Origin of the sequence: Synechococcus sp. MIT S9451 (assembly GCF_047304725.1) — a bacterium.
In the GTDB taxonomy this organism is placed as follows: domain Bacteria; phylum Cyanobacteriota; class Cyanobacteriia; order PCC-6307; family Cyanobiaceae; genus Synechococcus_C.
In genome coordinates this window covers 2,251,896-2,264,027 of the sequence record NZ_CP138971.1, presented here as the reverse complement: position 1 = coordinate 2,264,027, position 12,132 = coordinate 2,251,896, and the positions used below count along the sequence as shown (strand labels likewise).

Annotated in this window: 15 protein-coding genes; 8 read left to right on the top strand and 7 right to left on the bottom strand. The window is 54.7% G+C overall.

Annotated elements, in window-relative coordinates:
• Positions 1 to 732: 732 nt before the first annotated feature.
• On the top strand, positions 733 to 942 hold the full coding sequence (locus SIB72_RS11845) for a hypothetical protein (protein ID WP_137007005.1): 210 nt from the start codon (positions 733 to 735) through the stop codon (positions 940 to 942).
• 195 nt (positions 943 to 1,137) lie between these two features.
• Here SIB72_RS11845 and SIB72_RS11840 read toward each other — a convergent pair whose 3' ends face one another.
• Entirely contained in the window at positions 1,138 to 1,686 is a 549-nt protein-coding gene (locus SIB72_RS11840) for a hypothetical protein (protein WP_413743991.1), read from the bottom strand.
• Between the two features lie 295 nt (positions 1,687 to 1,981).
• On the opposite strand from SIB72_RS11840, the gene SIB72_RS11835 reads away from it, so the two are divergent.
• Entirely contained in the window at positions 1,982 to 2,167 is a 186-nt protein-coding gene (locus SIB72_RS11835) for a hypothetical protein (RefSeq protein WP_413743990.1), read from the top strand.
• A 35-nt stretch (positions 2,168 to 2,202) separates the two neighbouring features.
• On the opposite strand, the gene SIB72_RS11830 is transcribed toward SIB72_RS11835, so the two are convergent.
• Together SIB72_RS11830 and SIB72_RS11825 are read right to left on the bottom strand one after the other, a co-directional pair.
• A complete protein-coding gene (locus SIB72_RS11830) occupies positions 2,203 to 2,433 on the bottom strand; it encodes a hypothetical protein (protein ID WP_413745121.1) in 231 nt (76 codons plus the stop codon).
• A 1,162-nt stretch (positions 2,434 to 3,595) separates the two neighbouring features.
• On the bottom strand, positions 3,596 to 4,453 hold the full coding sequence (locus SIB72_RS11825) for a sigma-70 family RNA polymerase sigma factor (RefSeq protein ID WP_413743989.1): 858 nt from the start codon (positions 4,451 to 4,453) through the stop codon (positions 3,596 to 3,598).
• An 884-nt stretch (positions 4,454 to 5,337) separates the two neighbouring features.
• Here SIB72_RS11825 and SIB72_RS11820 point away from each other — a divergent pair.
• Entirely contained in the window at positions 5,338 to 5,565 is a 228-nt protein-coding gene (locus tag SIB72_RS11820) for a hypothetical protein (protein ID WP_413743988.1), read from the top strand.
• A gap of 30 nt (positions 5,566 to 5,595) precedes the next feature.
• Here SIB72_RS11820 and SIB72_RS11815 read toward each other — a convergent pair whose 3' ends face one another.
• The 3 genes from SIB72_RS11815 to SIB72_RS11805 all read right to left on the bottom strand — a co-directional run bounded on the left by SIB72_RS11815 (position 5,596) and on the right by SIB72_RS11805 (position 8,322).
• On the bottom strand, positions 5,596 to 5,835 hold the full coding sequence (locus SIB72_RS11815; RefSeq protein WP_115019405.1) for a hypothetical protein: 240 nt from the start codon (positions 5,833 to 5,835) through the stop codon (positions 5,596 to 5,598).
• 196 nt (positions 5,836 to 6,031) lie between these two features.
• The gene (gene arsJ, locus SIB72_RS11810; protein ID WP_413743987.1) at positions 6,032 to 7,288 is read right to left on the bottom strand and encodes an organoarsenical effux MFS transporter ArsJ; all 1,257 of its coding nucleotides are present in this window, start codon (positions 7,286 to 7,288) and stop codon (positions 6,032 to 6,034) included.
• 8 nt (positions 7,289 to 7,296) lie between these two features.
• Positions 7,297 to 8,322, bottom strand: a complete 1,026-nt coding sequence (locus SIB72_RS11805; protein ID WP_115120253.1) for an ArsJ-associated glyceraldehyde-3-phosphate dehydrogenase — start codon at positions 8,320 to 8,322, stop codon at positions 7,297 to 7,299.
• 152 nt (positions 8,323 to 8,474) lie between these two features.
• Here SIB72_RS11805 and SIB72_RS11800 point away from each other — a divergent pair, with 152 nt between their 5' ends.
• From SIB72_RS11800 to SIB72_RS11780, 5 genes are all read left to right on the top strand, one after another.
• Positions 8,475 to 8,798, top strand: a complete 324-nt coding sequence (locus tag SIB72_RS11800; protein ID WP_115120254.1) for an ArsR/SmtB family transcription factor — start codon at positions 8,475 to 8,477, stop codon at positions 8,796 to 8,798.
• Positions 8,791 to 9,429, top strand: coding sequence for a DUF938 domain-containing protein (locus SIB72_RS11795; protein ID WP_413743986.1), 639 nt, complete (start codon positions 8,791 to 8,793; stop codon positions 9,427 to 9,429). Before SIB72_RS11800 ends, SIB72_RS11795 begins: the two co-directional genes overlap by 8 nt.
• A 67-nt stretch (positions 9,430 to 9,496) precedes the next feature.
• Positions 9,497 to 9,871, top strand: coding sequence for a hypothetical protein (locus SIB72_RS11790; RefSeq protein ID WP_413743985.1), 375 nt, complete (start codon positions 9,497 to 9,499; stop codon positions 9,869 to 9,871).
• Positions 9,871 to 10,296: a hypothetical protein gene (locus SIB72_RS11785; RefSeq protein ID WP_413743984.1), complete on the top strand. Its 426-nt coding sequence runs from the start codon at positions 9,871 to 9,873 to the stop codon at positions 10,294 to 10,296. The genes SIB72_RS11790 and SIB72_RS11785 overlap by 1 nt, the downstream gene beginning before the upstream one ends.
• 58 nt (positions 10,297 to 10,354) lie before the next feature.
• Complete coding sequence (locus SIB72_RS11780; RefSeq protein ID WP_413743983.1) at positions 10,355 to 10,660, top strand: hypothetical protein; 306 nt, start codon at positions 10,355 to 10,357, stop codon at positions 10,658 to 10,660.
• A gap of 730 nt (positions 10,661 to 11,390) precedes the next feature.
• Here the strand turns inward: SIB72_RS11780 and SIB72_RS11775 are convergent.
• A complete protein-coding gene (locus SIB72_RS11775; protein WP_170953857.1) occupies positions 11,391 to 11,549 on the bottom strand; it encodes a hypothetical protein in 159 nt (52 codons plus the stop codon).
• Positions 11,550 to 12,132 lie beyond the last annotated feature (583 nt).

Sequence of the window (12,132 nt, the reverse complement as noted above, 5' to 3'; positions counted from 1 at the left end):
ATGGCTTCGCCCCAGGGCTGTTCTTGTCGGCAATAACGCTTTACGGTTAAGTTGGTTTCATCGAAATGAAATGATGAAGCTAGCTCCGGAGACATTCGCAGCAGAAGTCTGAGCCAAGTGATGACACTGTGTTTCGCCGGGAGAGGTGGAATGTTTGTTGCCATACAGCCAGAAGGTAGTGATCCGCACCACGACTAGACCCTTCAAACCACTAGAAGAAACCTAAGGATCTAATCCCGATGGAAATCCACACCGCTCACGCCGAACCCATTGGCGAATTCATCCATGACGGCCGACACAAGCCCTTTCGGGCCTTGGCTTGTCAGGTAGGCCTGAGTTCACGACCAACAATCTCGAGAGAGCCGATTCATGCGGTGGACTGGCTCGAGCTCTACAGACAGAAATAGGCGTGATTCTCAAACTGGGCGCCGCAAAGAGAGAATCCCCAGCCGGAAGCCAGTTCAACCTTGATTGAGATCTCTTGTTTGCGAAGAGTGGTGTCTGTGGAACGATTGGCAGGACTCGATGGAGATGATGACGGCAAGAGAACACCGAGCTGTTGATACACCTACTCCTATCCCACGTGAGCGTCGCAAAGAAGTCAATGATGGGCGCCTACGCGCGATCATTTGGATGCCGCTCTCATGTGGTGATCGATGTTGTTAAATCCAGGCGAATTTTGGATTCGTCTCGAGGGTTCATGGCTACCTAAGCAGGAGTGACGAATTGGTCATGGCGGAACACGAGGGTCAGAAACTCACGCCACGCGAGATGGTGAGAGCGCATCTTCCGATCGTTTTTGATCTGCTCAAAACGGCCTCGCTTGTGGTGATTGCTGCCACGGGAATTCACCTCAGTCATCACATTCATGACATGGCGCATGAAGGGATGATCTGGCGTGATCCGCCTGCACAGAATGATCAGGGTGGGCACAAGCACTGATATCAAAGCAGCACTGCATCAATTGCAGTCTTGCTGGCAGGCCATAAGGCACCACAAAACCCCGCTTGTAGCGGGGCTTTGTGGTGTTGTGCCGGGGGATGGATCAGTCCTCACCTCCACTGACTGCCCTGCTTTTCCAATCCTTGGTGTTGTATTGCTTTCAGCCCGCAGGCATCAGGCTCCCCAGCGGCCTGATCAGTAGCCGTAACGGGGCTGCTGCACGTAACCGGAGTGCTGCTGGTAGCTGCTCTGCTGCTGATAGCCATAAGCAGGCTGGTGATACATAGGAGCCTGAGGAGCAGGGGCGTAGTTCACCGTCTGGTAGCCGTAGCCGGGCTGCTGCCGCATCTGCAGCTGCATCTTGAGCAGCTCGATCTCTTGCTGCTGCCTGAGCAGAGCTAGTTCAGAGGACGAGACAGAAGCAGCTTGTTGACGCTGCTGGCTGCCGTTGATGATTTGGCCCAGCAGTCCACCACCCAGACCAATCAGTTGGGTTTGGGTGTCGTGCTGGCGATTGCGGCGTGCTTCCCGTGAGGCCCAGTCGCGGTGGTCTCCGCAGTCACGGCCAGCGATGAATCCACCGCCATTAGGGCCACGACCACCAAGGGCGACTGAATCACAGCCGCCGGCACGGCCAAAGGTGTTGTACGGATTGGCTTGTGCAGCAGGGCCTGCAACGGTCATCAAGGTGGCACCAGCGGCGAGGGAGGCAGCAGCGGCGGCGATGGTTTTGATCGTGGTCATTGGTCTGATGGGGGTGATGAGTGAGGTGGGATCGCTCCCTCCGATGCATTCACCATCTCCGGAATCACCAGCTGACCTGCTGATCTGACTCAAGCAGTGCTGTGAGCTTGCTCACAACAGCGCAAACACCAGTCAGTGGCTGGGCTCACAGCACTGAATGGTTTGTGACGGCTGTCTGCTCATGTCCTCGATGCTCATGGCTCTGCACCTGCGTCACGTTCGGTGTCCGCTGCCTTGTTGACCTGCCGTTGTTGATCTCAGCGATGATGACAATCCTTCGTTCTCTGCTCACTTCATGTCTGCAGATCAGGCCGATCCATCAGGTTTCAATCCACTGGCGATGGTGGACATGTGGGAAGACATGCATGCCCTCGTTGCCCAGTGGGAGTTGAAGCACCAGTCAACCCCGGCCGTGGCGGCCGCTGCCTTTGAAGAATTTGCAGCGGCTTTGGTGGATCGTCCGACGGCTGAATCGGCTTAAGCGGCATCTAGGTTTCGCTTCCTAGCCATCAAGGCTTAGGTGGTCGTTTCAGACTTGACGGCCTGTTCCTGAATAGTTGCCACTGTGCTGTTGAGCTTGGCGATATCGCTTAGGCCATTGGCGTCAAACCAAGGTGCCGAGGCCCAATTAAAGCCTTCACCAAAAGTGTTGTCAGGTGCTGCGACGTACCAATGGCAGGCGACATCCGGCACATCCACTGCACAGTTTGACCAGTCGATTTGCTGCTGAGGCACTTGTACCCACATCACTGCGGCAATCAGGATTGAGAGAACACTGTGAACCACAACGCCACGTCAGGGGCTGTGACCCTAACGCTTTTGCTTGCAAACGTTGGTGTGCTGAGGCACGGATGCCTTCGGACGTGGTCGGTCGATGGAGAGCTCGAACCAGATCCCTTCCAGTGTTGATTGTTTTTGCAGCTGCTTCCAATTGATTTGGCCCCATTGCATCTCTCGTCTGCCCCCACTGCATGAGCATGGTCTGTGCTGGTTCAGCAACACAGCTCGAAGCAATCACTGGAGAGAGTTCATTTTCAATTCCCGCCTGCTTGCAATCAGTGGGATGCAATGCAACAACTAGAGTGCAGACAAAAAGAAACCCCGCCGAAGGCAGGGTTTGTAAAATACAATCAGAAGTGTGTCCTTGTTGCCACCCTGAAAGTATTTTTCCTCACGCATGTAAATTACGCCCTCAACTTGAACAGCGCTAGTTCGTGCTTGTGATTCTCAGCCTGTTCCATCACTGCCACAACTAGCACTGGTGTCTCTAGGTCTTGTGCCCCTATCGGTGGGGCTGTTCGCTCGAGGCATCACGACCAGTCAATGGTTTCGAGTTCACCAGAGGGGCACATCGGTTCATGTTGGTAGTGCTTTGCGATCCGACGAGTCGCCCAACGCTCCATCACAAGATGAGAGAGAGAACCCACTCCGACCAGCTTTGTTAGCTGAGCCGCCCTGGCTTTGATCGGAGAAACGGTCATGAAGAAGAGAATGCCTTCTCTACTCATAGCCATCTAGTTCCCTTTTGCCATCACCCTTCTCCAAGATTCAGTTCACGACAGCCTTCGTGTCGAGCCCCATGCTTGAGCGATGCATGCTGTGATCGCTCGGTTGGGTATCAACGTGCCTGCGTGACCAACCAAAACACCGCGATCAAGGCCTAGATGCCGACAGAAGGATGTCGTCATTCAGCGGTTAGAAGCTCCTGGCAATGCAGCTAAACCACGCGGTGCTTGTTGTTGTCAAAGCCTGAGCCCTCGATGCATTGCCTCCAATGTTTGCGGAGGCTTCTGTTGATGCGTTTGTTCCACCCTGAGGTTCAGTCCCTGGATCGACTCAGGCTTTTGGCCTTCGTGTCTGATCAATGCAGTTTGGGCACTTCTGCTCCCTCAGGGGCCTGACGCATGATCTAGGCGACTAAATGGCGATACTCTTCCAGGCTTGTTGCCAACCGTCTGCGTGCTCTTTGAGCTTTTTGTCGGGCTCGTTCACGGGAGATTCCCAGGTCTTTAGAGATGGACTGTAGGGATTCATTGTTCACTGCATTTCTGACGAGGATGTCGTTGTCACTGTTGCGATCAGACTCAAGCCGGCTGCGCAGTGTCTCTTGCACTCCGTCCCATTGGAACTTCTCGACATCCAGTGTTGATGTCTCATCCCAAACCAATTCCCCAATGGTTGAGCCTTCACCGCTTGGGGCTCCTGATAGGTGTGCATCAAGGCTCCCTAGCCAGCGTGTCTGACGTGCTTTGTACAGATTCTCAAGCTGAGCTTCTGTGATCTTCAGCTCTTCGCAAATCACAGCCTTCGGGGTCTCCACTGGCAGTTGACTCAGTTTTGTGAGGAGAAGGTTCATATTGGTTGGCAGCCGGATAGAGGCAGACATCTGATCCAGTGCTCTTGAGATCGCCTGGCGAATCCACCAATAGGCGTACGTGGAGAATTTGTAGCCTTTCTCGGGGTCAAATTTCTCAACGGCACGGTTCAACCCAATCGTTCCTTCTTGGATTAGATCCGGCCACTCCATTGCAGCTCCTCGCTGACGATGCAGGTATTTCTTCGACACGTTGACCACGAGGCGCAGATTCGCTTTGATCATTCGCTCCTTGGCTCTGCGGGCGGCACGCTTCTCTGAGGGTGAGGCATCTTCCGCAAACCCACGCTGAACCGCATTGCCCAGGCTGATCTCTTCCGCAGGCGTCAGCAAAGGGATCCGCCCGATCTGCGCCAGATAGTGGTCCATCTGGCTGGTGTTGGTTGAAGACATCTAACTGGTGTGAGTCAAAGCAGGAGGCCGTCGATGGAGGAGTCCAGGGCGTTTGCCTTGGCGCTGTACAGGTCGATCGCCTGAGGACGTACTTTCAGTTAGGAAGACGCTTCGGCGGGATCCGACCGTGTTGATGGGTTTGAGGGCCAGCTGCATCTCATCGATGCTCAATACTTCAACTGCAATTAAGGCGTAGGGCCGCAACTCATCGGTAAGTCTTCCGCTTTCTGTCTTCGGCTCCTGACCTGCGAGCTCGCAGGGTGCTTTCATCTGTGCCTGTTCCCAAGAGTTCCATTCGCTTTTCTTCCCGGAGTAGTGCTCTCGGCCCTCTTTTCTCTCCACCTTTGTAGGGTTTGGAGAGTGATCCATTCGATCTGGACGTTGTTAATCAACTGTGGATGATGGCTGTTGTTTCAGCTTGCAGTTCTTCGCTACATGTTCTCTTGTGTTCGCCTCAACCAGTGTTCACAGACCAGTGAGTCAACCTGGGCATCCCTTCTCGCTCCCCATCGTTGGTCTCATTGGCTCACATTTAGATAGTCGTGTCGTCCAGCGATGACTACAACAAACCTCTCGCAGGTGATCAACCTCTTTCCCTTCGTCCTTCCTGAAGGTCTTGGCTTGGAGCTCGGTCGTGTTCTCTTGGGTCCTGACCGTTGCGCCAAGGCGTGAATAACCAGAAATTACCCAACACCAGGCCGGCGGTGATCATGACCGCGAAAAGCTGTTCCAGCCTGTTCGCTAACACCCGCTCTTTTGATCACTGGCCTGATCATCAGCCCTCAGCGCTCGCGCTCCTTCAACTGGTTCTAGTTCTGTTGCGATGTGGTCGTGGTAGTCCGCTTTGGCTAGCTGTGGAGTAGTCCGTTGGTTGGAGTGGGGTCATGAGCGTGATCAAGCTTGGTGAGCAACGCCCGAAGCTGGAACGGATGGCGCGCCACTGGCCCCGCAATATTCAGGAGTATTGGCGTCAGGAGGAGGAACGACATCTTGGCCTGCCTGGAAAGCTATTGGCTGAGACGATCCGTATCGATGCAAGGAGCCGTTCTCAGCACTACGCCTTTGCCAAGCGCAAGAGCTATCAGGTCCCGCCGAATGGGATGTCTCACTAGATCTCTTCGCAGTGACGGCCGGGGGCTTCTTTACGGAGTCGGCTTAATGCTGGAACTGGAGGCACTCCAATCGGCAGATCGAAACGACACATCCGCACCGCCTGCTCGTTTGAGCTCATGCATCCCTTCGAGCTGGTTGTAGATCGAGACCAGTTGGCGTTGGATGTGGTCGGTATGCGGCAGTCCGTTGAGTGTGTGAAGGGCACGCTCGAGGCTTGCTTTGGCATCCATCAACAGCCGGCAGTCGGGGGTTCCAGGTTCGTAGGCCATCCAAGCGATCCAGACCTCACTATTCAGGCCTGGAGCTCCATCTTTTGATGTATTAAAGGCCACTTTTTAGTTCGTTCTGGCACAACGCTTCCCCTCTTCTCATCGAGATCACAGGCTTCGTTCGTGTGAATGATCGACTCCAAATCCTGCTTGCACCGCAAGTGCAGGCACTACTGTGTTTCGCCAGTTGCTGGATTCATGTTTCGGCAGAAGCTCTTGGTGATGGAAGCCTGAGGCTGCTCAGCCATGACAGCAGGACGAGTAGAGAGGATGTCCATAGGCAGGCTTGCATGCCTGCCTGCTCGGACCCTCCAAGCATGAAGATCGCTCCGGAGAGCAGCGTTCCTACCAGGCGGCCAGCAGCATTCGCCATGTAATAGAAGCCAACATTGAGACTCACGTTCTCCTGGTCGGTATACGCCAGCACCATGTAGGAGTGAATCGACGAATTCATCGCGAACACCACGGCAAAAGCCGTCAGGCCTGCGGTGATTGCGAGCGACACGTCGACGTTTCGCCAAAGGGCAACAGCAAGCAACGCCGGGATCGATGTCAGCAGCGCACACCAGAATTGGATGGCCGAGACTCCCGGACTGCTCGTCTGGCCCCACAGCTTTCGTAGCCCCGGCGCTGATCCCTGGACGATGCCATAGCCAATCACCCACAGGCCGAGAAAGCCACCGATTTCCCAGAAGGTCCATCCCAGGGATGCTTCGAGAAACACTGGTAGGGCCACCACAAACCAAACATCACGGGCTCCAAAAAGGAAGAACCGAGCCAGCGAGAGCATGTTGATGCCCTGTGATTGAGAGAAAAGCGCCGAGAACGCAGGCTTGGCTTTCATCTTGCCGATTTCACCTGGCAGAACCAGTGTCAACAGGAAGGCCATAGCCAGTCCGGCCGCCATCCAGCCCACGGCAGCATTGAAGCCGAAAGCGGTGAGTAGAACACCACCCAGGAAGAAGCCCACGCCTTTAAGCGCGTTTTTGGATCCCGTCAGGATTGCGACCCATTTGAACAGTTGTGTTTCACCCTTCTGGCTGTCTTCTGGAGAAGCGGTCACCACGGTCTTGATGGCGCTCTTTGCGCTCATCTTGTTGAGATCTTTCGCGACGCCACTGATTGCCTGCGCCACCATGACGTAGACCACGCTCAATAATTTCGGCCAGGTTGCTGCTACTGGGATCAGCATCAGCAAAGCCAGGATTTGCAGCAAGGTGCCTACCCAAAGGGTGAGCCGTAATCCATAACGAGCACCGATCCAGCCTCCATACAAGTTGGTGATCACACCAAAGAATTCATAAAAGAGGAAGAGCAACGCGATCTCGAGCGTGCTGTAGCCAAGGGCATGGAAGTGGAACACCACCAACATGCGCAGGGCTCCATCGGTGAGTGTGAAAGCCCAGTAATTGGCAGTCACCACGCTGTATTGCTGCAGAGCTGAGAGTTTCATTGCTTGCGTCAGCCTTGTTCGTTGGCGACGACGTAACAAACAAGATCAGCCATACGGTTGCTATATCCCCATTCGTTGTCGTACCAGGCATAGATCTTGAGCTGGGTCCCGTCGACGACCATCGTCGAGGGGCCGTCGATGATCGCGCTGCGACTGTCGTTGGTGTAATCGCATGACACCAGGGGCCGGGTCTCGAAACCGAGGATTCCTTGCAGGGATCCGTTGGCTGCTGCCGCAAAGGCAGCATTGACTTCTTCTGCAGTCACTTGGCGTTTCAGCTCGAACACTGCATCAGTGAGTGATCCGTTCAATAGCGGAACGCGTACTGCATGACCATTGAGCTTGCCGGTCAGCTCTGGAAAGATCATTGCAATCGCTTTCGCTGATCCCGTTGTGGTGGGGATGAGTGAGTTCAGCCCTGAGCGAGCCCGACGCAGATCAGTTTTGAATGCATCCACGGTCACCTGGGTATTGGTGATGTCGTGAATGGTTGTGATCATTCCGTGCTCGATACCGAAGTGTTCTTGCACCACCTTCACGACTGGGGCGAGGCAGTTTGTTGTGCAAGAGGCCGCTGTCACCAGTCGATTCACCTGCGGGTTGTAGCGATCATGGTTAATGCCATAGACGATGTTGAGCGCTTCTTCCCCAGCCACAACTCCTTTCACAGGACAGGCGACGACCACGCGTTTCAGCCCGATTTGCTCGAAGTAAGGATTCAAGTGTTCGGGGGTTTTGAACTTGCCGCTGGCTTCCAGCACCATCTCCACACCATGGGTCTGCCAGGGAACAGCGGTGATCTCTTTCTCTTGTGACCAGCTCACCGTGTTGCCATCAATGCAGAAGCCCTCGTCGGAGCTCTCCGCGTGGTGGTTCCAGCGGCCGTGAACAGAGTCGAACTCCAGCAAGTGAGCTCCTGCTGTTGCGTCACCACCCGGGTCGTTGATATGCACCAGTTCGATACCGGGTCGTCCCCAGAGAGCACGGAAGACCAAACGGCCAATCCGACCGAAACCGTTGATGCCAAGACGCATGAGCTGATTGGCCAGCCGAGTGGCTAGACGGAATACATTGATCAAATGATCTTGATGCATCAAAAGTCTTTGATGCAAGTGCCTGGCTTACACGCCTCGATAGCGTCGAGCCTTGGCCCAGGGCGCTTATGCGGCCAGCTCCCCGTCTTCAGATGACTGCAGTCTTCCCCGCTTTGGATTCCGCAACGGCACGCAGCCTGTTAAGGGCCTTGGCAGACCCCTTGCGGTTGCAGATCATTGAAGCCCTGTCGGAGGGTGAGCGTTGTGTCTGCGACCTCACCGGTGACCTCGGGCTGGCGCAATCACGATTGTCGTTTCATCTCAAGGTGTTGAAGGACAGCGGCCTCGTGGCAGACCGCCAGAGTGGGCGCTGGGTGTATTACCGGCTTCAACCGCAGGCAATCGCAGCTTTGCAAGCTTGGCTTGGGGCTGTGGTGAGACGCTGCGAAGGGCGCGCTAGCTGTTGTGATGACTGAAGGTTTCTTTGCGGATCCGGACCTGCGACTGGAATTCCCTGCCACCTATCGCAACCGTGAGCCAATTGCTGCAGTCCTGGCTCGTTGGCTGCCTCAGAGCGGTCACGTGCTGGAAGTGGCTAGCGGTAGCGGCGAGCACGCGGTGTTCTTTCAGCAGTGTTTCCCTGGCCTCGTTTGGCACAGCAGCGATCCTGATCCCGATCATCGGGCCAGCATTGCGGCCTGGATCGCTCACGAACCCTTGGCTGCTCGTATGCCGTCACCTTTGCCCCTCGACGTGGCCTCCCGGCCATGGTCTTTGGGGGCATCACTTCAGGCAGATCTCGCCGCCATTGTTGCCATCAATCTGATCCATATAGCTCCTTGGCCCTGTTGTGAGGCTCTCTTTGCTGAAGCGGCTAGTCGTCTGCCAAAGAAAGCGCCCTTAGTGCTGTATGGGCCCTTTCGACGCAATGGATGCCATACCAGCGACAGCAACGCAGCGTTTGATCATTCCTTGCGCTCTCGCTCTCCGCTTTGGGGTGTGCGCGATCTTGAGGCAGTCGAGGCACTCGCTGCTCACTGTGGATTCAGGGCTGGCGAGGTGCGCTCGATGCCTGCGAACAACCTTGCGATTGCCTATCGGCGTTGAGTGCAGGGGGATAGGGCGATGCCGGGGCCACAGGTTGTGAGCTTGCGGGGCCAATCGCTGCCAAGTCATGGCATCAAGAGCGGAGACGGCTTGGGGTGGCCGAGAAGATGCTGCCGGTGACCGCAAGTTGGGTTTGGAGCTGCTCAGCAGTTGCTCCGGAGTGTCTACAGGGCTACTCTGTGGTTGCTGCGATCGGTGGATGAAGGGCTTGCCCCGCGAAAATCAGGTGAAGCTCACGGTGTCTGTTCCTCCGAGCCTGCATGTGCTGTTGCGCAGTTGGGCCCAATGCGAGGGACGTGAGCTCACAAGCGTTGTGCTGCAGTGCGTTGAGCTATCGGTTCGGCAGCTCAAGAGCAGTGGGTCCATCCCCGCAGGTGCTGTTCGCAATTACGAACTCGCTTGCGAAGAGCGGCTTTCGGCCAGTGGCTTGGGAGGTGTTTGATGAGCTCGCTTGACGTGATCGAAGCTGCTTTGGTGGCACCCTCGATGGAATCGGTGATCGCTGTCACCGAGCGCTACCAATATCTTGAGGTCCATCGGGATGCAAAGGTTTTCACGGCTTATCGCGAAGTCGACCACATGTTGTTTATCGGTTTTGCCCAAGCGTTATCCAGTGAGCAACGCGCAGATTTTGAGGCCCGTGGGTTTGTTCTATTCGGTGAGCGAGAAGGAACCCAGCGGGAGCATCGCTTGCTCTTGATGACACTCGAAGAAATTGGAATCTCTGCCAGCTACGGGCCTGAATACTTTGTGGCTTCAAGGTATTTGCTGCGCCATCTACGCAATCTTGGCTGGCCACTTGGTGACCTCAAGGCGATGATCAGTGGGTTGCCCGGATCGAAGGATGGAACATCTCCTTCTCGTTGATCGGTCGTTCAGTCAAAATATTTGTCTGCTCTAAAATTCCTTATACGAGCTTTCTTTCGTGCGCCGCCTTCTTCTCCCGATTGTCGCTGCTTCGCTTCTGTTTGGCTCCCCGGCTGAGGCTATTCCGGCCATGGATGGCTTGGAGATTCGCTTGCAAGGAGAGGCCAAGGGATGGCTCGATGCCACCTGTACCTATTACGGACTGGGCTGGATCGACCGGGCACAGGGTCGAAAGGCAATCAAGCGACTCATGCTTCTGATTACAGCGCACCACCTTGGCCATGCAGACGCTGAGCTTGCCAAGACCTCTGCCCTTGCACGCGATCCCAATTGCAAAGCGATCTGGCCAGAGTCTCTGCACTAATCCAGGCCTGCATCGAAGGCCTGAATTTGATGGGGATGAGGCTGGTCATGGTTCTCTCGAGGCTTGAAGGAGCCAATGTGCTTGCCAATCCCATCGTTCCTCGAGGCCCCTTGCTGTCTAGACAGCTGTCAATTGATCTTTTCGATTGTTGCTTTCGAGGTCATGTTGAGCCCATAAGCTGACATGCGATGCATCAAATTGTTTGTATTGATCATGGCTCAAGGCGAAGATGACGCCAGGCTGCAGTCTCCTGATGGCGATTCTAAATGTAATGGTCTGTACGTCTTTGATGTTCTGGGCGTCCATTGGCATCTTCACGCATATCGAGTGGTTTGAGAACATCTTTAGGCGTGAGTCGGATGTCGTGGCTCGAATTCAATCAGTCACATCTACTTCCGCCACTCGATCAAATCACAATGATTCACCGCTAACGTCGAGAAAAGGTTTTGTCTTTGCCTATTGGGATGAGGGTCGTGGCCATAGGCTGTCAGTAGCTCGGTCGATTGAGCAAGAGCAAAGTCCTCTCATTTTTAACCTGGCAAGTCTTGGCCTCATTGCATTCACATCAGTGTTCTTCCTGATCGTTGTGAGCAAAGGATTGATTCATGCTTTGGGGCTGGCTTGATCGTCATTCAGTTGATGTTTTCTGAATGAATGGAGTTTGAGGCAGAGGCCTCTTGGCGAGAGCATGCTACTTGTTCATTGATGTTAGCTCTTAGAATCTCCTGGGTTAGTCAAGTTTATAAAAGAGGCGAGACTCAATATCTAAATCATCGTTGTCGTCGAGATTGTCTCCTTCTACCAGTTCAATGGCAAAGTCTTTGTCTTCCAGCTCATGCACAATCTTTTGGCCTTCCAGAAGGTTGTGAACGATGAGCAGGCGCTTCATTGGAAGAGGAGTCGTCGTCCAGCAGTTTATCTGGTGCCTTCCGTTCTGTTTGCTGACTAGTGCGCACCCTCAGGGCCTGGTTGTTTGATTGACCACCACTCTGGAATTGTGGAATCAGACAATTGCAAGAGTCTTCTGTTTTGATACCCAGCCTTTGGCAAAGCATGCTCTCGCTCGCATGCTTCGTAGGTGATTTCTCTTTAGCCAGGTATCGCGGTTTGCACGATTGTCTGAAGATCATCTCGCCCTCTCCCCTCAGTTGATCCAACGCACTGCCATCAAGACTGCTGCGCAGTGATTGGCGTGGCACCCCACGCTCCTGTCGCAACTGCTCACCTGATTGGCGCTGGCGCCATGTGGATCCAGCCAGGTATCAGGTCTCTGAGTCGGAGATCCGACCTTGCAACCGCCATTGCACAAGCCATTTCCACTCTTGGTGATTTTGGCTTTAAAGGCAATGCGCCATTCGACCGATGCCTAGAACCCATCGGTTGGTGGACACTAAAACCATCAATCGGATTCGGAGGCGTCCCAATGCGTGACGACGGACCAACCGAGCACCTTCTAGAAGCTGCCTGACTGG